Below are 19,838 nucleotides of genomic sequence, written 5' to 3' on the forward strand. Positions count from 1 at the left end.
AAAATAAAACCAATTATCTTTGGGGTTGTTTTATGGATACTTATTGTCATACTTGTATCAATACAAGCCCTCATCTTCCCTATTCAAGATGCTGGAATTTGGTCACCAGTGCCACTAACAATACATTTCGTCACTGTGATTCTTGCTGTTTTAGTTATGTCATTTTGGTATTATAAATCAAGCGAAAAACCAAACGGATTTCTCTTAGGTTTTATCTGGCTTGTTATAGATTTGATTTTAGAATCCGCTATAACAATTCCAATGTTTGTCCTTCCATCTGGTCAAACCCACCTAAGTTATTTTTTCAGATGGGACTTATTGGTTGATTTTGCAATCATAGTAATAACTCCTGGAATATATAGGTTGGCAAAAAAGAGATAGCAAACCCACCCCTGACGCTCATTGCTTCGGGGGTTATTTGTTGGGGATGCTCAATACCCTCAATAGATAGCATTAACCAAAAGTCTCGTATTGCAAAAACGTCCTGATCGCTGAACACGCTCCGGTAACCTTGGATGCAGTTTCCCAGGCATTACCATGAGAGCCCCCACAGTTATCGCTTTGTTGTCAGTACTCACGATCGCAGTCCCCACCCCTGTTCGTGCCTGCTACATGGATATGGGAGGCGAGCGCATCGATCTAAGTCATATGTGTGGGGATGGTTCGGGGTCTACACCTGCGCCTGCACCTGCTGCTGAGCCCACACCCCCTGCCAGAGAGGAGCCAGCATACATAAGGCGGGAGGATCTGGCGAGCTTTCAGGTAATCCGCATCAACTCTAACGGAGAAGCAACAGGGCGGGTAAGCTTCACCCGGTCTGCGCCACAAGGGGCCACTGTCCGGGCTTATGTCCGTTTCATGGATGGCACTCGGCGCTATGTTGGGCGGGCTACTCGCACCCGAGGCCAACGCCGGATAGAGATTCAGTTTTGGTTACCCCCTGGCACGTCGGTTAGTGAGGTTGAGGGCGGGGTGAGATAGGTTTGGGTGCGATCGCACTGGCCAAAGGTCTGGGGTTGTGCAGACGCCCGGACAGCTAGGGATCAGATGTGGACAATGGGGGTGCTGAGTTTGGTGTGTAGCTATGCCTGATAAGCCAAAACCTAAAAGCTTTCAATTGACCGGAACAGAGGCCATCACGCCGGAAGCCCTTCGCGGGTTGTTGGGGCTTTTGCTGCTTGGTGGCGTAATTTCCTTCTACTTCTTGGGTGGACTGGATTGGTTGACAGCTAGGGAGGTTGACAGCCTGTATGTGGAAACTGCCGAGGATCTGGAAAGCCAATATCGCTTGATGGGCTCTGAATCTTCAGAAATGGATAAATGCGTTCAGGCTGGGGTTGTTGCACAGGCATGGTTGCAGGCGGAGGATCAAGGCAGTTATCGAACCTGGAAAGCTACTGAAAAAAGTCACTGTGAAGCGGCTGGGATTCAAAATTAGCAGATTACTGAGAGAAGATCTTCATAGTCAACAATCTTTAAGTCGTGCCACTCGTCACTCATCAGTCCGATGCGGTCTTCAGCCGTAAACTTGACTGCTAAGTGATCTACGGCATCTTTACCATACTTGTATATCAAGTCTTCGTGTCTTGGTAAATTCCCAAGCAATGGGCACTCTCTGAGTTTATCCACTACATAGTCATATACCGGCCATGCTGTTTTCCAGTGAGCGCTAGAAGCCAAATCCACGGCGTTCAAACCTGCATCCGTGAAGCCCTCGCTAGACTGTTGGATGTCAGCGAAAACGCTGTTCCAGGAATCCCATTTGTAGATAAAGTCATTAATTGCGGGCTCGCAAAAAGAATCTACTGGGAGCCGGATAAGACAGGCTGAATGTTGAACTTTGCAAAGTAAATTCATAGCCGAATCTGCTCCTGTAAGTATTTACTCCACACCTGTCCATGGGTCAATCCATAACGCTGTTGTGCTGCTGCTAATCGTTGTTTGGCCATCGGTATGGTGCAGTCTAACGCCTGAGCTATCTGTTCCCACCGCTCCACACCACATTGGTGGAGCAGCTCGGCAAACAAGGCTACGGGGTCTACTCCCCAGGACTGAGCCATCATCAGCAAATCGACCAACTTAATGTCAGTACGACCGCTTTCTCTATCCCTTAGAAAGGTGTCTGCCATTCCAAGTTCAGCGGCAGCCATATACCTAAGGGATTTGCTGTATTTTTCGCGAGTCTTTTTTAAAGCCTCTCCTAATTGTTTGTCGTTAGGTAACAATTGGTGATCACGATTTGCTCAGGAATGCCCTATTTTAGCTTGCACATCTGCAAGATTGTAGGCGTAGGTCTATTCCTTGCCTGTGTCTCTCAAGTGGAAGCCGCCCAAACTACCCGCTAACAAAACGGCTCAGTACGCGAACACGGCTGACCATGCACTGATTGTGCATAATGGCGCTGTGCTGCGAGGTGGGACGCGCATTCCTGGACGCAAGTTTATGCTGAATGCGATCGCGGGTAACTTTGGCTTTGATGATGACTTCAGAGCGGTTGAGGTTTTTGCTGATGCCTACCAAGAGACAGGTAGCTTTGCTCGTGCATTTAGGGCAACCGCTCAACAGGGCCAGAAAGAGATTAAAGCCGCCTTTGGGTATAAGTGGGCTTGGCCTTCCGGTAGAGCCACTAAACGCCGTAATGGCGAAGTGGTGACATCTCCCAGAAACATTATCGATACAGGTGAGCTTAAGCGGTCTCAGCAGCCAGTGAGGTTCTTGCCATGAGTGCAAATTTTGCTGATGCGGTTGAGTTGAGTGAATACCTGGCCAATATCTTGAGACCGCACTTAGGAGAGTGGAAGGATGGTAGCCCCAGAGTACATATCATCCCGCCCGAGCCAGAACTGCCGGGCAAGGTTAAAGCTGATACCGCCAGCCAATCAGAGCTGGAATGCATCATTTTTCGTGTGGCTGAAGGTGAGCCCAGATCAATGAGTGGTGGTCAGAAGTATCGAGAGCCAGTGTACCAAATCGAGCTAGTCAATTACCTCGACAATACTAAACTTGCTCACGCGATGAACGTGATTGACGCGGACGCTCGCATTATTTCAGCCCGTCCTCGAACGTATCTGCCTGCTAACACCCAAACCTATGAGCAATGTCGTTATTACGTGCGGACTGCTCAAGTGATCAACAAAGTCGTTTACACCCCTTCTTAACTCATGCCTGAATTAAAAGATTTCTACGTCGTTCGTCATCCCAACAATCAATTTGAGCCAACCCAAGGCAAAGAGCCCACGGGGTTTATTGCAAGCGCTAAACGTTTTTCAAGTATTGCCGAGGCTGAAAAAGGCGCTAGTGAGGGCGCTGTTGGCATCAGTCTCTATGGTTATGAAGGTGGTAAACCTATTCCCCTGAAACACATGCCCCTAAGCCAGGGCAAGACTGACAACGCTAAGCCCACCACATAAATCTATTTCTCATAGGAGTTCTCAAAACCATGGGTTTCCCTACGATTTCTCAGCTCGTATCAGATGACCGAGCGAGTGTATGCCCTATCCCTGATAGTCGCACTTTGCCAATCCCTTATACCATTGACTCTGACGCAGCAGCGGGGGCAGGTGCAGGCACGCTTACATTGTCTTTGACGACGGCTGATGGAGCAGCAGCGGGGGCGAGCGATCGCGCAGAATTAGAACATGATTCAGAGATTTTCTTCCCTAGCTCTAATACAGTCGCCGTGGATGGCGCTGGAGTATTAGGGAGGCGTACGATCAGTGTTGATGATGGGGCGCTTGGATTGCCCACAAATTTGGTGCAGGTCGGCGATTACATTAAATTTGCTGGCCATGCTCAGAGGTACTTGATCAAAGAACGAACTGCAGGTGCTACTGAATATACGCTTCGCCTTGACCCTGCTCTTAAGGCAGTTCCCGCCGATGATGAAGCCGTCACCGTTTACAATGTTGTCCGACTAAATCTGGGCACTGGTATTCAGTTCGTAGATATTACCAGTGCCGGGGCAGCGGTCCCAGTAACAGGCGTCAAGTATCCTATGGCAGGCCCTGTGACATCGCTGACGGTCTATGAGATGCGTCAACTGTTGGGTGTAACCGACATGTCTCCTACGCCGACGGTGGCCTCCACGGAAGTGACCGACATGAAGTCTAAGGCCAACATTCAAGGCGACACTACGTTTGACCTGTCCATCTCTGGGGTTGAATTCAACGGAAATAGTGGGCTTGGTGAAGTGGTGCTCCCATCGTTGTTGGACGGAGATGACACGAGCATTGGCGTCTATTTTATCTATGTGAACCAAGACGGCAAACGTATTCAGGATACTGGCTCATTCACAGCCTCTGGCGGTGCTGGCCCTGTGGAAGCTGCTCGGACCTATGAGGTAACCGTGTCTGCAAACCTGGGCGACAACTTTGAACGATGGCAGCCATAAAGCTATTGCAGTCCCCCCGCCTGACCTTGGTCAATTCTGTGATTGAAAACGGGTTAATCAAAGCAGGCTGGGTGTATTCACTCGGCTTGCTCGGCTCCGTGGAACCAGTACAGGGAGATGGCCAGCAGTATCAGGTAAGCATTCCCGAATTCATGCAGCAAGACCCCAGTGGTGGGGAGTTGTTTGAAGCTAACGACACTATTGATTTTTTCTTAGCCAATGGACAACAATGAGTTCCTAGAAAATCTACGCAAACAATCCCGCCCAGGATTCAACAAACTGGAGCGAGATTGGTACTTTAATCGGTTTCAGGCTGAAGCAGGAAAAATTGAGGCACTGAAACAACTAGCCGAGCAAATTTCAAAAGCTCTTAATGAGCCATTGGACCAAGTAACGAGCTGGATCGTCCGGTCTTCGGCCAATGACACCGAGGCTATGGGTAAGCTTACTAAATGGCTTCCTGATATTGCTCGACTAGAAGATGAGGCTAAGCGCTCCAACCAAGCTGCCAGCCGGGATATGGCAGGGATGATTCTGTGCTCCCGGTTATCTCTGGAGTGGGTGGTTAACCACAAAGAACGGCTTGAAGAGACCTATTTGATTGAGTTCCCTAACGCTGATTGGGAAGGGTTGCAATCTCAAAAACCTAGCAAGTTCCTTGGCTCCGAAGGACGCTGGAAGGTGATTAATGCCATTACAGATATGCTCCCTGGCAGCATCATCGAAGAAATTGCAGACTATGCCATGAACGAATTGTTCGATGGCAAACGCCCAGAACCAGAGCCCGAGGAAGCGCCTGAGGATGTCATAAAAAAGCCAGTACCCGAGTCCAGCGAGCCAGAGAGAATAGGGCTCGATTCGATGAGTATTTCTGGGGGCTCTACCTTACCCTCTGCGAGCTAAAGATCAGCGATCCGTTGTGGCATTGGGACAGCATTCTTACCCTACCCATTCGAATGGTGCATGACTTTGTTGAAGAGATGCGTCGCCGTGACACTGCAACTCAAAACCGTGCTCAATTTGCGATCGCATCCTTTGCGGCCACCCATGGCAAAGACTGGAAGCCTCAAGATTTCCTCCCCTGGGCAACTGAACAACCTGTAGCCGCTGACACCTTAGCTGTTCTCCAAGAATTGGTCGATGCTGGAGAACTTAGTCCACGGGCAGAAGCCGCCGCTAGAGCGAGACTCAAGGCATGACTTCCTTAGGCGAATTAACCCTAGATTTAAAGCTCGACGACAAAGCCTACAACAAAGGTATTGCTGAAGCTCGCAAAAAAGCAGAGGCAATGGACCGAGAGTTTGTATCTGTGCTTCGGGCAGACACTAAGAACTTTCTGGCAGCCTTTGAGCAAGCGGAACGGGTTAAGAATCGGCTAGACCGAGTTATCACGGCTGAATTCAGAGTAAATACTAATCAGATCCGTGGAGCGCTGGAGATTGCCGAGAATGCTCGACGTGAGTTCAAGAAAACTCAAAACACAACATTTACAGCTGACAATAGTCAATTCCTGGCGGCTGTTAAAGAGATTCGGGCAGCTCGCCGGAACATTGACAAACCCATCAAGGTAAAAATTGGGGTTGAGATCCAAGGATTATTTAACGCGGTCAATAATGCGACTAGGGCCATTGCCAGGCTTAGGAAGCCAGTCGCGGTCACATTCACTGCTAACGATCGCGCCCTACGACGCACGCTCAACAGCATTGACAAAGCAACAGCGCGATTGGGTAAGCCGGTTAGTGCCAACTTCAGGGCCAAGGCGGATCAGTTCTTTAAGGTATTTCGCAATGTTGAGGCTGCCAAAAAACAGGCATCAACTGACGTTGTTGTTAATTTTAAGCCCAGGAATGAAAGCAGCCTGCTGAGCACTTTAGAGCGAGCAGAAGCCGCTCGCAAACGATTGACTGGCACATCTACGGTGGTATTGCAGGCAGACGCCCGAAAGTTTTTTAGGGCTATTAAGCTGACTGAGTCCGCAAAAAAGGACTTCCGATCTGCTGCTACCACCACGCTAAATGCCAACGCCACTAAATTCTTTAGGGCTATCAAGGCAGCCAATGAGGCTCGCAAAACACTGTCTAAAACTATCACGGTAGAGATCCGTGCAAATGCGACTCAGTTTTTTAGAGCGGTCAAGCGAGCTGAGAAGGCGAAGCAAGATTTTCGATCAGCCGCTACTACCGAATTTAAGCTAAACGCTAATAAGTTTTTCAAAGGCATTCAGCAGGTTGAACGCGCTCGCAAAACGGTAACCAAGGATGTCACGGTCAATATCCGGGCTAATGCTACTCAATACTTCAGAGCAGCTAAACGCATTGAGCAGACCAAGAAAGATATTCGGTCCACGGCTACCACTGAGTTAAGACTGAATGCCAATAAGTTTTTCTCGGGGCTGAAGCGAGCAGAACAGGCCAAGAAGTCTGTTGTGAGAGATGTCACCGTAAGGCTCAAGGCTGACGCTGGCCAGTATTTCCGCACCACCAAGCGGATAGAATCTGAGAAGAAAAAGTTTCGTGGGACGGCTACCACAGAATTAAGGGCCAACGCCAGTCAGTTTTTTAGAGCCACCAAAACTGTCAAAGAGCAGAAAAAAGAATTAGGCAAACCAGTCTCTACAACGCTGCGACTCAATAAAGAGCAGTACCGACAAGATCTTAGGGCAGCCCGCACCGACACCCGAGAGTTTAAGCGTGAATTTGGAACTGGTCAGTTTCGATTACCACGGGTTAATAGCCGTGAGTTTGAGCGCAGCATTAGGGATGCTGGGAGTCGAGGGCGAAACGTCTTAACTGGGATCTTCCAGGGGATCGGGCAAGAAATATTTCAGACAATCACCACTGCGCTCACGGCTGCCTTATCTGCACCGATCCGGCTGGGTGGAGGTGCGATCGCAGCATTCTCTGATGTAGAAGCAGGATTGGTAAACTTTGAGGCCAAGGCCCGTAGCTCGGTTGACAGTGCAGAAGAGTTGGCTAGAGTGTCTGCTAAAGTCGCTGATGAGGCTGAACGTATTGGTATTGAAACCAGCAAGACTCCGGCTCAGGTGGCTCAAATTGCTACCCGCATGATCGAGCTGGGGGCAACAGCAAACCAGGCAGCCAACAACGTTGATGGAGTTATTACAGCCTTAGAGGCTACCGGCTTTACAGACATCGACAAGACTGCTAAATCATTTCAGTTAGCGGCCAATGTATTTGGCGAGTCCTCAGAAGAGTTTGCCGATAAACTGGCCTTGCTCACTTCGAGCACAGCCGTCACGACAGCAACCGATGTAGAGCAAGCCTTTGGTAAAGCTGGGGGTGCGTTTCGGGCAGCTGGCCAGGACTTAGAATCTTTATTGGCATTGTTCTCTGGCTTCAGATCGGCAAGTGGCCCAGAGATTGCGGCAACGGCCACCCGAAACGCTGTAGCTAAACTGCTGCCCCCAGCTGAACGGGCTACCGAGATTATCGATAAATTGGGCATCACCTTATTCGACTCTGCGGGTGAGGCACTACCCATCCTGGATGTCTTGGAAGACCTTAAGAGCAGGATTGAGGATTTACCTCAAGAAGAACGCCTGAGATTCTTACAGCGCGTCTTTGACCGTCGTAGCGCCTCTGAGATTGCTCTTATCCTGGAGCAGCTTGATACTGTTAGATCTACCTACGATGGACTGCGGGAGGACTCCGAGGGCGTTGCTAAGCAGCTGCAAAAAGATCTGAATCAAGGTATAGGCGCAGCGGTTAACCGTTTGGGCGGAACCATCCAAACACTGGCAGGAGCCTTTGGTGAAGCATTAGGGCCTGGAGTAGAAGCTTTGATTCGGGGGCTGACTGGGGCATTAAACACGGTAACGGAGGCCGCAGCTGGTGGTTTATTTGATCCCTTGACTGAATCGGTCGAACGGTTTTTTGTTGCAATCAGTGGGACAAGTTTATCTAACCTACTGGATCAACTAAGAGCTGGGGAGGGACCAGTAGACGGACTGGGACGCGCATTTGTTCGCGTTGCCGACACAATTCAAGGTGCTTTGGCTTCTGTGATTAATGGGTTTACTAACTTCATCCAAAACAACCCTGATGCACTAGGTAATTTTGTGGATGGCTTCGCTGATGGATTTAGTCGGACATCAGAAACGATTGGTCAGATTGCTGGGCAGCTGATACGCATTATTCAGCCTATTGGTGAGATCTCTCAAAATCTATTCTCTGGATTACTTAATCAATCTAAATCGTTGGTGTCAGTGTTCAGTATTTTTGGGAATGTCGTTACGCCACTGCTAGGGATACTTGAGACCTTGTCTGAGAATTCTGTTCTCGTTGATTTTGCATTCAAAGGTATCCTTGCCCGAATGATTGCAATTAACGCCGTGAATTTTGCTGGGACTTTAGCGGGCATCGCAACAGGGCTAGTCACTGTTGCTTCAAAAGGTTTAGCTGCAGTCAAAATATTGACAGGAGCGGCAGCTGCAGGAAAAGGCTTAGCGGCATTCTCGGCGGCGGCTGGCCCAGTCTCTGCCTTAGCAACAGCATTAGGAGGGCTAGCGATCGCAGCAGGCGTTGTGACTGCCGCTCTTGGCGTATTAGTTGGGGTTTTAGCCGTCATAGAATCCATTCGAATTACGGCAATAAATAATGAGATTGAAGCCTTGGCAGGTGCGACAAACACATTAGGCGATGCCAGTATTAATGCGGCTCAGGGGCTGAAAAATGCCATAAAAGAAGCCAACGCAGAACGAGCTGAAGGGCTAGATATTGATCAGCAGGCATTGCAGCAGCGCATTAAATTAGCTGAGGAAGAAAAAAAGGCATTGCTGGCACAGCGCCGAGATCTAGAAGAGCGTTTGTCTAAGGCAGGGAACGGATTATTTGGTAACGCTTTTGGTATTGCCGATGCCCAACGTGGGGCACTTGAGAACCAGATCAAAGAGACGGAGGCTGCAGAAAAAGCTCTCAACAGTCAGATTGAATCTGCCAATGAACTTCTGCAGGTTGAGCAAGATCGACTACGGAAAACAGACGAGTTGCGCCAGCAAGACCTAGAGTCATTCCAGGAAAATGAGCAAGCCAAACAGGAGTCTGCTGAAAAACGACTAGAAGCCGTTGAAGCCGACGTTAAAGCGGCCAATGCCCGCATCAATCAATCTGAAGCGGAGGCGATTAATGCCGTACTAGAACAGCAGCTTAATGGACTGGATGAGGATACGGCGGCCCAACGCATCCGAGAAATTGAGGCTAGAGCTGCTGAAGAACGGGTTGCCCAAAAACGCAAAGAGCTGGATGAGATCATTCAACTCGAAGCTGATGGTGTTTTAGAAGCCGAGAAAGCCTCTGAGAAAAAAGCTGAAATTGAAGCTCAGCGAACTCAGTTAGTAAGGCAGCAATTAGAAGCTCAGATTCAGGCCCAAAAAGAAGCTGAAGATAGGCGGCGTGATGAGGCGGTCAGGGCATTTAATGAATTTAATGAAGCCGCTAATCGTGCATTTGAGGAACAGTCCAATGCATTGCAAAAACAGCTAGATGCTCAGATTGATGCAGAGAAACAGGCATTTGAAGAGCGCGAAAAGCTGCTAAAAGATGAATTTGAATTTAGGGAGGAACAACTCAAAAAGCAGCAAGAAATTGAAGACGAAGCCCTTAAGAAGCGGCTTGATGCTCAGAAGGAAGCCTTAGCCGAGCAACAGCGGCTTGAAAAAGAAGCGAACGACCAAAAACTATCGGCTGTCGAGCGGTTTGTGGATCGACAGCTGCAATTAGAACAAGCTGCCGACAGTGAAGAACGGAAGCGGCTAGAGGAACAGTTTGCCAATGAAGATGCCCAAGCTAAACGCCGTAGCGAACTAGAAGAGAAGGCGTTACGGAGATCTGATCAAATTGCTGGCCGAGAGCGTCGTCGTCGTGGGGACCCAGTTAGCCCCATCGATCAAGCCCGGCGGGAATTTGACGACGATCAGCAAGCCGAGGCTGATCGGCTGGCAGCTCAACAAGAGGCTGTTCAGCAAAAAGTAGAGGCTCGCCAGGCTGAGGCTCAAGAACGGCTAGCCCAACAGCGTGAGGAACAAGAGCTGAGGCTGGCTCAACAGCGGGAAGCACTGGAGCAGCAACAGCAGCAGCGCCGAGAGCAATTAGAAGCCCAAATAGCCAACGATCGCCGCACACTAGAAGATGAGCTGGCTCAACGCCGCATTGAAGCCGAAACAGGACTGCAGCAGGACCGAGCCGCATTCGCAGCAAACCAACGCCAGCTAGACATCAACGCCGCTAACGAAGTCGCCCGTATACTGTCAGCCGCCAGACCCCAGACACTAACCGCCCGTCGTCATGGTGGTCCGGTCAGCCCTGGTAGTTCATTCCTCGTAGGAGAAGCCCCACACATTGGCCCTGAGTTGGGCGTATTTAGTGGTAAGCCATTCTTATTCACTCAGCCTACAATCCTGCCCAATCCACCCCAGGGACAAATCTACAGTCCAGAACAAACCAAACGAATCATGAGGGCTACCCCGTCGGCTGCAACCACTGGTGGGAATGGTGAGAGTGCTGCGATCGCAAACGAAATCCGTCAACTTCGCCAGCAGGTGGGCCGCATCCGTGAGGTGATGCCTTTGCTAGATGCCCTGGCCCAGAACATAGCCAACGATACAGGGCAGATGGAGCGAGATCGTCTGTTTGAAAATGCCCGCTGGCGGCTAGGGGGCATTTAATGGCGTTGTATTTGCAGTTGAAGTTAGGATCTCTGACTGTTCGGTTCAAAGGAGCCATTTTTGAAGATGGTGAGCTCCCCAGGGCTGTCGATCCTGAGCTAGCCGGAGAAACCACTTATTCCAATGAGGGCGGGGTGAGTGTTAGCGGTAGCTCTTTTCACCCCAAACATTTGTGGACTTGGGCCGTGGCAACACGAACCATTTGTGTTACGCAACCGGATTTACCTGATCAAGTCCGAGAGCTATGGTCTGAGTACGATCGCTTGCGGAGAGCTAGACTAAATCCCCAGATTGAACTAGAAGATGGGACGCAATACTTCTTTGAAAACACTCCGCGCACCCGAGCCCTTGCCACAGATGCCAGTGAAATTGCAACATCCACAGGACGCATAAAGTACTATTCAAAATACTATGTGACTTTTGCTAGGCCACCTGTTTTTCAACAGGGTGAAGGTTTCACAATTCAGCTAGCTGAGGGGGATATCTTCTCAGCATGACTATCGCCAACACTAGCGCCCGCTCCCTTCAAATCCTCATCGGCCCCGATCTACAAGACTGGTCGGCCCACTACGGCGCGTTCACTCCCGGCTACACCTCCCTGGGCGATGAAAGTGATCCTGGCAAAATCCCCATCCAAGCCCAGCTAGAGATAAAGCCCGCCTACAACACCCCCGAATCCATCGATCCACTGCTCAACCCCATCCGATGGCGTGTAGGACAGGATGTGCAAATACGCCCCCGCAACGATGCGAACACCGCGTGGCTGACAGTGCCCTGGACACACCTAAAGATTGTCGCCAACCCCAGCCGACCAGGGCGGGGCAGTCTGATCCTTGAACTGGGCTGTAAGGTGCTGTGGAGTAATCAGAGCAAGTTCGACGACGATCGCTCCGGGATTATTTACGGCCAAGCAGAGACCGCTGATGCAGTAGGACGTCGTTTGCTTCTGGCTAGCGATGTCAACCCAGCGAACATCAACCTTGGAACGTGGCCTTATTCAATAGATCGCCCCATCGGCAAACGGGGCCAGAATAGCTACCTCAATCAACTGGCGGACCTGGCCTATGCCAATGACTGGCGCTATCTCCATCAGAACTCCAGTGGCCAAATCACAGCCACTGAATTGTCGTTGGCTTCGACGGGAGCGATCGCAACCATAACCCGTGGCCAGAACGATCTCGTCTACGAACCCAACCCTGACCCAGAGCGTCCCGCAGAAATCACCAAGGTGGCTGGGCTGGGGTATGAGTTGGGGACCATCGAAAATCCGTCGGTGGACATTCAGGATGAGACCATAAATTTCAACGACCTGAGCTCTAACAGCTTTGGTGAGGGAATCGCTGTACGAACGATCACTACCACAAGTTTCACGACTGGCGCAAACCCCACGAAGACAACGCGGGTGCAGATCTTCCAGGCTGAAGCGTTGATGTTTCAGAACCCAACTATCCCCTCACAGTTGAGGGAGTTCAGCGATGAAACAGAAACCGAATATTATGAAACAGGCAAACAAGACCCAACCACAGCCCGTCTCACACAACGCATCCGCACAAAACTTCAGAACGGGCGGACGCTAGACCCCCGTGACGAGATCTTCAACATGCGGGAGATCGAACGGGACCAGGAAGACATCACCTATGGCTCGGGCGAACCGATGGAGCGCTACCGGTTCACGGCGAGCCAAGCGGCTATCATCCTCGATGAAAACGCCGAAAACCCATGGGACAGAATCACGGTTGAAGATTTAGATTTTTCGTGGTCTGAGCACGCCACCGGCAAGTACGACCGAGTTGATAAAGCCAAAGAACCACTGATCAGAATTCGCTCAAACATCAACCGAGAGTTGGCGAACCCCGATGCTCTCCTTACCAAAAACCGCAACTATAATCGCTCCCGCCCCAACAAACCATTTGACACCCAGTATTTTGATGCTGGTATTGATGAAAACCAGTCCGAGTTCACCGGCACTGCCAATTACATGCCCCCCGGTGGCCCATCCGGCTACGAGAAAGAACGACTTTACACCGTGGCCAATGGGATGGCCTTTAGTGATACCCAGATGCAAACGCTTGCGGCTAAACACCGCGACCTAGCTATTGGCCGAGAGCGGGGGTACGCGATCGAGCTGGCGATTAATGATGCGCTGTTGATGTCTCCGCCGTTGCCTGAGATTGATGTGGTGGATGTCGACGGGCGCACCTACGCCTACAAAGGAGATGCGCTGACATTTGAATTCCTCCAGGCCAGGGCAACGGCGGGGTGTTCTGGTATTTGGATTGGTGGGGGGTATCAGCAGGCGATTAACCTTGCCGGACAGCTACCTGCTATTCAGGTTTCTGTTGATATCTTCCGAAGCAACATTGATATTACTGGGCAACTACCTGCCATCAGGGTGGACGTAGCGGTTGTTGCCACGATTGATATAGCTGGACAGTTGCCTCAGATCCAGGTTGAGGTCGATGTGCAGGAAGACGTTGGCGGCGGCTCCAGCTGGTTTGATATTGATACAAATCAGGACTGGCTTGACATCGACACAAATCAAGATTGGCTGGGGATTGGCACAGGCTCAACAAGTTGGGCGGGGATAAGTCAGCAAGAGTGGCTAGCGTTAAATACAAATCAAGACTGGATAGGAGTCGAGTGATATGGCGGCAGGTTCAACGGTGGCTGATTTCACGACATTAGAAGGATTGACTGGGGTTAGTGACAATGACTGGTTTCTTGTTATTTCCCAAGGCTATGGCCGATATGTTTACGACTCGGCGGGCACTGCGGCGGCCAATGGTGATATCACAAGAGTCCATGGGGCAGGTGGCCGATGGTATGCGAGCGGACAAATTTTCTCAGACAACATTCCTAGCGGCCCCGCTGAGCTACCTGTTCAGGTAAGCCGAACAGAGCCTGGCTCAACCGGAGGTAAGGAGATTAATCGCATTTACTGGAACGGCGGCGGCGGTAATTCAACATGGAATAGCGAATCAATTTGATGATAATAGGCTCCAAATATATTCACAAAAATCCACTCCTTCATAAGGATTTCCAGCACATCACACTATGCGCATGGTCAGAGGGTTCGATGCATCGAGGGAGTGCCAAAGAATTACTCAAAGATCTGCAAAGCCAGGGCAACATTATCCATGGCCACAACATCCTAGATAAACGCCACAAGCCTAAGGTTTCCACCCTAGAAGAACTTATGGGATGGGTTCGCAATAAAATTGAAGGTATTACAGGGGTTCATTCCTGGGATGTGTTGAACGAAGTTATGGGCAATTTCCCTGATGATTGGCTTTTAGCTGTGCTGGAAGAGATGCGAAAACTACAGCCAGATAGTCTTTTGCTTTGGAATGAATACGCTCTTAAAAACAGGGACTATTGGGATCGACTTATACAATTGGCTGCGATCGCAAAATCCCATGGGCTGTTAGACGGAGTGGGCATACAGCGACACATCAATCTTCGAGGAAAGCTCCCATATTCTGAGGTACTCAAGCCAGCTTATTCGTTAGAATGCCACTTAAAAAGCTGGGTAAACGAAAGACGATTGAGCTATGAAATAAACCGAATTCATGAGCTAGGGTTGCTATGCCATATTTCAGAGGTTTCAATTTGTTGCTTTCCATGGCAGAGATCTGTCGCTCAGAGGTTTCTAGAAAGGCTGATCGAGATTTCCAGAAATAACGATGCATGGAAGTTAACACTATGGGGTTCCCCTGCAATTAAGGAGATTAGCTAATGCCTTACTCAACAGCGGCAATCAATGCAGCCATCAATGCAGTTGGGGCGCTTCTAGATGTGGGTAGCGCAGGCAGCCCAACCGCTGAATTCACTAACCAAGATGGCTCAATTGTTTATCTTTCGCAACCCTTAGAAAACGATGCATTTGGCGCTGCTGTTGGGGGGCAGATAACCGCCAATATCCCAGCAGGCAGCATAACTGGATTGGTAGATGGTTCAGCAGGGTATATCCGATTCAAAAACAGGGATGGGGTTGTTGTTGACGCTGAAACTGCTGCAGCTGACGCGGTGACAGCGTTAATTGCGGTTGGAGCTGGCAACCCTACAGTAGAGATAACTAATAGCGATGCTTCGATTGTTTTTGGCAGCATCAACCTAGATGCCACACCGTTTGGAGCTGCGGTTAGCGGGGTGGCTACTGCTAATTCACTCCCCAAAACATGGGCAGCCACAGCAACCGGGACCGCAACACACAAACGCTGGAAGGATGGGGATGGGTTCGTTGTTGGAACTGAAGCCCTGGCCTCTCCCGCTACGATTGAAAGTGGCAGAGCCTATACCTCAAATAGCATTACCTTTTCATCCCCTGGGATAAACTCACTGCTTACAAATGCAATCTCGGTGACAACAGGGAACTCCTACACCACCAACTCAATCACTCAGACTCAACCCGCAAGCTAATGGCCGCTATTGATAGAGTCCTAGAAGCCACAAAACAACGGCGACAGGCAACCCTCCAATTGATAACTCAGCGATCTGATCTGCCAGTTGAGGAGATTTATGCAGGCGATCGCAGGTTCCGCCAGGTTGGTGCTACAGGTGGGTACCTTGGTAGGAATCGGCCAAAGCGCATCAGTCGTAGCATTGGCGAATCCGTCGACTCACTGCTATCTGGTGAGAGCGGGGATGTGGATGACCAAGAGCTTAGGCGAATTGTTGATGACCTATCCCAAGCCTTACGGGTGGTGGCCAATCGGCGCGGGATTCTCCTGTATCAAGGCGATGAAGCCACTAATCCAAACGACGATCCTAACGATGAAGATAACGAGGGCGAGAACAGGGCATATCAGCAGTACGATAATCAGCTAGTGGCTACTGGCAGTGAGCCCAGAGAGGGGGCGCTCTACCGACATGTCCCAGCAACAGCGACTGAACCCGAGAAATTTGTTCCAGTGGCCATGCATGAGGACCAACATGGGCAGATTCAGTCACCAACGGTCAGCCAGACAATATGTGTGATCACTGGTGCAGAATACCGCAGTAAAATCACTAAATTCTCGCTTAAGCTAGTCGGGGGAGCGACAGTGACAACGCGAGTAGACGACGATACCAATCTAACTGTCGGCACCTCTCCGGACGAAACTACGGTGACTTTTAGTCAAGGCATTGGGACGGTGATTGATAAAGACCAAAGCCTTGAATTCACTGTCACAGCTACGAATGGTTCTGCGATCGCTTGGTCTGTTGGTTATACAAAAATCTGATGAGCCGACGCTGGTTTAATTTAATTGAATCTACAAAAGGCCGTCTTGAATTTTTGGCTTACAAAATAGTTGGCTCCACACGCGAAGAATGGTGGATAGGAGGGATTGAAGATCCCAGGCTGTTGTATGCAGTCGACTATTCATTTGTCGACACAGGTAGCCGTTTTAGCTTTCACCAGCGTGGCAATAGCGGCAACGCAATTGTGATTGTGACAACCGAGCCAATCAACGACGACGACGATCCAAACCTTAACTTTCAGTTTGATATGTCTGGGGCTGTAACGGCTCAGTTTGCTCCAGGTGTTCTCCCTCCTAATTTAATGGTTGTGGACCGAGGTTGGGGCATGGGCTACCAGAGGGATGTACCAACGGAAAATGAAGGCAATCGAATTCATACGGCCTACCTTAACTTTTCTGAGGTTAGGCAAGATAGCTTGAATTCTTTGGGCTACGCAATCCCGCTTGGTCTGCCTGGAAGACTATATACACTCCCGTCTTACCCAACACCTGAGGCTGACTACAGAACCAATGAAACTGCGTTTGGTCGCGGACTACCTTCAGTAGCATACGATCACGCCTTAATCACTAACTCTGCGACAGGTACATTCAACCTGCAGGCTTACTACAGTGCAGCAACCGGGGAGTTGCCATTAGTGGGCGACACCATCCAAACAATTAGAACCTCTGTTGCTAGAGGCGTCGCCCATAATGCATACTACAACCACCCGTTTGTTTATGTCGTTGATGGATTTGTCTCAAACTCAAACCCAAACCCACAAAACATTACGCTGAACACATACAGACTGGAAGTAGGACAGGCAAATGTCACCGGCTCATTGGAGTCAACAGAGGTACTGCAGCCGAAAGGGTTTGATGATCCGGATTTGATTGTTTTTGGGGTACTGATCCGGGTTTAAGCTTGAGATCAGTCTCATCGCCAATCGCATCCTATGGGTGGCAGCACTCCCCAACGAAGCCGCCGCACTCGACCCAAACGGGCATTCGGTGATTCAGTACGCGGTGAAGTAGCCACCTCCTGGGCACCCTACAACCAACCCCACAACCACAACCCATGACCACCCCCGAAGGACTCACCCCCACCGAATACAAGGAAATCGTATCCGACGCCGCTGCTGATGCCGTAATAGACTGCGGGGCGTATTGCTTCGGCGGGGGTGATGTGGGTGTTAGGCCCATCCTCAAATCGGGAATTCTTGATTTGGCAAACAATAAAACCATCGCCCCCGCTAGGACCCCTGAACGCTAGTGGGGGTTTTTGTTTGATCCGAGTCGATTGCGTGCTGACAACAAAAAAGCCGCTTACTACAGCGGCTCAGACTATCAGTGAGATCGTCAATCAAATATCTAAGCAACAGCTTATCCTTTGGTCACCATATGTGACAAGTCTTCCCCGAGGATATCCGAAACAGCTTCATCCAGCCCCACCTTAAACCGGTATCCATTGGGGCACCATATCCAGCAGGTGGGATAGCCAGGGGCGGGCAGTGCATCATAGCCACGACCTTGGATTCGGAACCCAACAGAGACTTCACCCCCGACCCGATCCGCAAATAACGCACCATTACACTTTTGGGCGACCACTTTATTAACCAATGCCAAAACACTGCGGATGTCTTGGGGATTGCGGTTGGCAGTTGCGATCGCTTTTCGAGCGAGATTGATGCCTGCGAGGATGGAACCTAGTCTCATGCCTGCCCCCCGCTAAATACATCCCCAAACTTTTCTTTGATTGAGAGGATCTCATCACGCATGGTTTGCACTTCTGCGGGGGAGATGATGTCGTCCTCTAAGATTTTCTCAAGCCCATCGACACGGCTTTTGATGTAGCCGAGTGTACTTTCTAGCTGAGAAAAGCGCTTTTCAATCCTGGATTCAACTTGATCAGCGAGAGTGTCTAATTGCTTCAGCTTATCCTTGACAGAATCCCTGGAGAAGATGGCAGTCGCAGCGACAGAGACGAGGCCCACTGTTCCAATCAGGGCTTCTAATACGGCTGGATTTTCTAACATAGTAACGATTGAAAGCGGAGTATTCACCCACAGGATAGCCTAGATGCTTGCGATGTGGCTGTTCCTATTTAAAGACAAAACAAAAAGACCACCCCGAAAGGCGGCCCTAACCATGATGAGGCATAGCCCCACTTGTTCCCTTGTACGCCCCCATTCTAGCCAAAGAAAAAGCGCCGCCGAAAGCTCCCAGGCAGCGCTTATGATTGTTCCCGTTGCGGAGTGTTGGTTGGTACTACAGCGGGGTGGGTGGGGGTTCCGGGGAGATTATCTAGGTTGCCCTGTCGCTTAACTGATTAACGATCTCCGCGCAGAGATCTGTTAAGCCTGATTTCTTAATTCGACCACCACCCCATGGAAGTGCCGCTGAGTACCCAATAGCTCTACCTGGGTCTACTTCGGACATTATCGGTTTAATGTCGAACTTGCTAAAAATATTCTGGGCCGCAGCCAACTTGATCGTTCCTTTCTTCCACATAATCCTATTCTCCAATTACACTACACAACCCATTTGCTATTTAAATAAACTTGATCGTTCGCATGAACTGTTTTTGACTTTGGCCACGCTTCATTGATTGCGTCGTAAGTTATTCGGTAATGAGCACATGCTTGATTCATCGCGTCGTAGTCGTCCTCTGCATAACAGAAGAATGAATCGCCGTTTAGTAGCCCAACAAAATAAATTTCCACCATTCAACCTCCAATCACTTCAAAAACTAACACCCCAACCCCCACCAACCCGACCCACACCAGCAATGTCCCCAGGGCATCTCGCAGCCGCACTCGTCTCCGCTGCTTTCGTTTCGCCCACACCAGCCACCCCATGGCACCCAGTTTGCCAAGCCAGGGGCGATCGCAATTCCAAAACCATGGATAACTCGTATCGTTCCATGGGGGCCGAAATTCTTTGATGTATCGATTTTCTTGTCGTACATAGTCCAGGGTCTTTATATAGGCGATGTGTGATGCCCTGAGAGACGCCAGCCAATACCGCCCATGCCTGCGATCGCCTGTGGCATTCCAGCGCTGGTGGATATTTTTAGATAGGCCAATGTATAGAGTTTGGCGGCCACGCATAACAGCGTATAGCCCTGGGATTTCAGGTAACTGATCATGGGCGGAAAAGCGTATCCGTTGCCATCGTCGGGGATGGGCTAGGGTGGAGAGGGGGACGGATGGCCAGAGGGGGATTGGGAGTGTCATTCGAAATCAGGCCCCGACGCATCGCAATCCCATGGCCAGACAATATCACCACTTTCATCCCGCGCTGCCTCGCACCGCAGCTCATTACCTCTAGAATCCTGCGTTGTGGTCGTCGATGACTCAGGGCTATCTGTCGTCGTGGTCACAGTCCCATTGTCGTTATTGGTCGTCTCAATCCGATGGGGCCGACCGGTATTACCCGCACCCTTGGCTAGGACAGGGGGTGTCAGGGCAGGGATGATTAGGGTTAAAGACAAGAATAGAAAGATTGGGTTTTTCATTGGTTTGTTTTCCACCAGTAACAACGGTATTCA

The 19,838-nt window shown here is 50.2% G+C and carries 25 protein-coding genes; 19 read left to right on the top strand and 6 right to left on the bottom strand.

Features of this window, described 5'->3' with window-relative positions; all coding sequences use genetic code 11:
- The 3 genes from N836_RS76285 to N836_RS42360 form a co-directional block, all read left to right on the top strand.
- A partial coding sequence (locus tag N836_RS76285; RefSeq protein WP_023070615.1) for a hypothetical protein occupies window positions 1-381 on the top strand: 381 nt, incomplete at its 5' end.
- Between the two features lie 156 nt (window positions 382-537).
- Window positions 538-981 carry a hypothetical protein gene (locus tag N836_RS42355; RefSeq protein WP_023070616.1) on the top strand — a complete coding sequence of 148 codons (444 nt, stop codon included), beginning with the start codon at window positions 538-540 and terminating at the stop codon, window positions 979-981.
- A 103-nt stretch (window positions 982-1,084) separates the two neighbouring features.
- Complete coding sequence (locus tag N836_RS42360; protein WP_023070617.1) at window positions 1,085-1,438, top strand: hypothetical protein; 354 nt, start codon at window positions 1,085-1,087, stop codon at window positions 1,436-1,438.
- On the opposite strand, the gene N836_RS42365 is transcribed toward N836_RS42360, so the two are convergent.
- A complete protein-coding gene (locus tag N836_RS42365) occupies window positions 1,435-1,857 on the bottom strand; it encodes a hypothetical protein (protein WP_023070618.1) in 423 nt (140 codons plus the stop codon). The two genes, N836_RS42360 and N836_RS42365, sit on opposite strands and share 4 nt — an antisense overlap.
- Entirely contained in the window at window positions 1,854-2,150 is a 297-nt protein-coding gene (locus N836_RS42370) for a hypothetical protein (RefSeq protein WP_023070619.1), read from the bottom strand. Before N836_RS42370 ends, N836_RS42365 begins: the two co-directional genes overlap by 4 nt.
- Window positions 2,151-2,307: 157 nt before the next feature.
- On the opposite strand from N836_RS42370, the gene N836_RS42375 reads away from it, so the two are divergent.
- The 16 genes from N836_RS42375 (at window position 2,308) to N836_RS77835 (ending at window position 17,370) form a co-directional block, all read left to right on the top strand.
- Window positions 2,308-2,724 (top strand): hypothetical protein, encoded by a 417-nt coding sequence (locus tag N836_RS42375; protein ID WP_023070620.1) that lies wholly within the window; start codon window positions 2,308-2,310, stop codon window positions 2,722-2,724.
- A complete protein-coding gene (locus tag N836_RS42380; protein ID WP_023070621.1) occupies window positions 2,721-3,158 on the top strand; it encodes a hypothetical protein in 438 nt (145 codons plus the stop codon). Before N836_RS42375 ends, N836_RS42380 begins: the two co-directional genes overlap by 4 nt.
- Before the next feature lie 3 nt (window positions 3,159-3,161).
- Window positions 3,162-3,410, top strand: coding sequence for a hypothetical protein (locus N836_RS42385; protein WP_023070622.1), 249 nt, complete (start codon window positions 3,162-3,164; stop codon window positions 3,408-3,410).
- Between the two features lie 29 nt (window positions 3,411-3,439).
- Window positions 3,440-4,390: a hypothetical protein gene (locus N836_RS42390; protein WP_023070623.1), complete on the top strand. Its 951-nt coding sequence runs from the start codon at window positions 3,440-3,442 to the stop codon at window positions 4,388-4,390.
- The gene (locus N836_RS42395; RefSeq protein WP_023070624.1) at window positions 4,378-4,623 is read left to right on the top strand and encodes a hypothetical protein; all 246 of its coding nucleotides are present in this window, start codon (window positions 4,378-4,380) and stop codon (window positions 4,621-4,623) included. The genes N836_RS42390 and N836_RS42395 overlap by 13 nt, the downstream gene beginning before the upstream one ends.
- Window positions 4,610-5,293 carry a hypothetical protein gene (locus N836_RS76290; protein WP_023070625.1) on the top strand — a complete coding sequence of 228 codons (684 nt, stop codon included), beginning with the start codon at window positions 4,610-4,612 and terminating at the stop codon, window positions 5,291-5,293. The genes N836_RS42395 and N836_RS76290 overlap by 14 nt, the downstream gene beginning before the upstream one ends.
- A 53-nt stretch (window positions 5,294-5,346) precedes the next feature.
- Window positions 5,347-5,589, top strand: a complete 243-nt coding sequence (locus N836_RS42405; protein WP_023070626.1) for a hypothetical protein — start codon at window positions 5,347-5,349, stop codon at window positions 5,587-5,589.
- Entirely contained in the window at window positions 5,586-11,072 is a 5,487-nt protein-coding gene (locus tag N836_RS42410) for a phage tail tape measure protein (RefSeq protein WP_023070627.1), read from the top strand. The genes N836_RS42405 and N836_RS42410 overlap by 4 nt, the downstream gene beginning before the upstream one ends.
- A complete protein-coding gene (locus N836_RS42415) occupies window positions 11,072-11,569 on the top strand; it encodes a hypothetical protein (protein ID WP_023070628.1) in 498 nt (165 codons plus the stop codon). The genes N836_RS42410 and N836_RS42415 overlap by 1 nt, the downstream gene beginning before the upstream one ends.
- Window positions 11,566-13,716 carry a hypothetical protein gene (locus N836_RS42420; RefSeq protein WP_023070629.1) on the top strand — a complete coding sequence of 717 codons (2,151 nt, stop codon included), beginning with the start codon at window positions 11,566-11,568 and terminating at the stop codon, window positions 13,714-13,716. Before N836_RS42415 ends, N836_RS42420 begins: the two co-directional genes overlap by 4 nt.
- 1 nt (window position 13,717) lies before the next feature.
- Window positions 13,718-14,059: a hypothetical protein gene (locus N836_RS42425; protein ID WP_023070630.1), complete on the top strand. Its 342-nt coding sequence runs from the start codon at window positions 13,718-13,720 to the stop codon at window positions 14,057-14,059.
- 89 nt (window positions 14,060-14,148) lie between these two features.
- The gene (locus N836_RS42430; protein ID WP_161634922.1) at window positions 14,149-14,808 is read left to right on the top strand and encodes an endo-1,4-beta-xylanase; all 660 of its coding nucleotides are present in this window, start codon (window positions 14,149-14,151) and stop codon (window positions 14,806-14,808) included.
- Complete coding sequence (locus tag N836_RS42435; protein WP_023070632.1) at window positions 14,808-15,491, top strand: hypothetical protein; 684 nt, start codon at window positions 14,808-14,810, stop codon at window positions 15,489-15,491. The genes N836_RS42430 and N836_RS42435 overlap by 1 nt, the downstream gene beginning before the upstream one ends.
- Window positions 15,491-16,294 carry a hypothetical protein gene (locus N836_RS42440; RefSeq protein ID WP_023070633.1) on the top strand — a complete coding sequence of 268 codons (804 nt, stop codon included), beginning with the start codon at window positions 15,491-15,493 and terminating at the stop codon, window positions 16,292-16,294. The genes N836_RS42435 and N836_RS42440 overlap by 1 nt, the downstream gene beginning before the upstream one ends.
- The gene (locus tag N836_RS42445) at window positions 16,294-17,211 is read left to right on the top strand and encodes a hypothetical protein (protein ID WP_023070634.1); all 918 of its coding nucleotides are present in this window, start codon (window positions 16,294-16,296) and stop codon (window positions 17,209-17,211) included. The genes N836_RS42440 and N836_RS42445 overlap by 1 nt, the downstream gene beginning before the upstream one ends.
- Window positions 17,212-17,244: 33 nt before the next feature.
- Window positions 17,245-17,370, top strand: a complete 126-nt coding sequence (locus N836_RS77835; protein WP_268744296.1) for a hypothetical protein — start codon at window positions 17,245-17,247, stop codon at window positions 17,368-17,370.
- A 301-nt stretch (window positions 17,371-17,671) separates the two neighbouring features.
- On the opposite strand, the gene N836_RS42455 is transcribed toward N836_RS77835, so the two are convergent.
- The 4 genes from N836_RS42455 to N836_RS42480 form a co-directional block, all read right to left on the bottom strand.
- Window positions 17,672-18,004, bottom strand: a complete 333-nt coding sequence (locus tag N836_RS42455) for a hypothetical protein (protein WP_023070636.1) — start codon at window positions 18,002-18,004, stop codon at window positions 17,672-17,674.
- Complete coding sequence (locus N836_RS42460) at window positions 18,001-18,324, bottom strand: hypothetical protein (protein ID WP_023070637.1); 324 nt, start codon at window positions 18,322-18,324, stop codon at window positions 18,001-18,003. Before N836_RS42460 ends, N836_RS42455 begins: the two co-directional genes overlap by 4 nt.
- A 690-nt stretch (window positions 18,325-19,014) precedes the next feature.
- Window positions 19,015-19,524: a hypothetical protein gene (locus tag N836_RS42475; protein ID WP_023070640.1), complete on the bottom strand. Its 510-nt coding sequence runs from the start codon at window positions 19,522-19,524 to the stop codon at window positions 19,015-19,017.
- A complete protein-coding gene (locus N836_RS42480) occupies window positions 19,521-19,805 on the bottom strand; it encodes a hypothetical protein (RefSeq protein WP_023070641.1) in 285 nt (94 codons plus the stop codon). The genes N836_RS42475 and N836_RS42480 overlap by 4 nt, the downstream gene beginning before the upstream one ends.
- Window positions 19,806-19,838 lie beyond the last annotated feature (33 nt).

Origin of the sequence: Leptolyngbya sp. Heron Island J, assembly GCF_000482245.1 — a bacterium.
Lineage (GTDB): Bacteria > Cyanobacteriota > Cyanobacteriia > Phormidesmidales > Phormidesmidaceae > Leptothoe.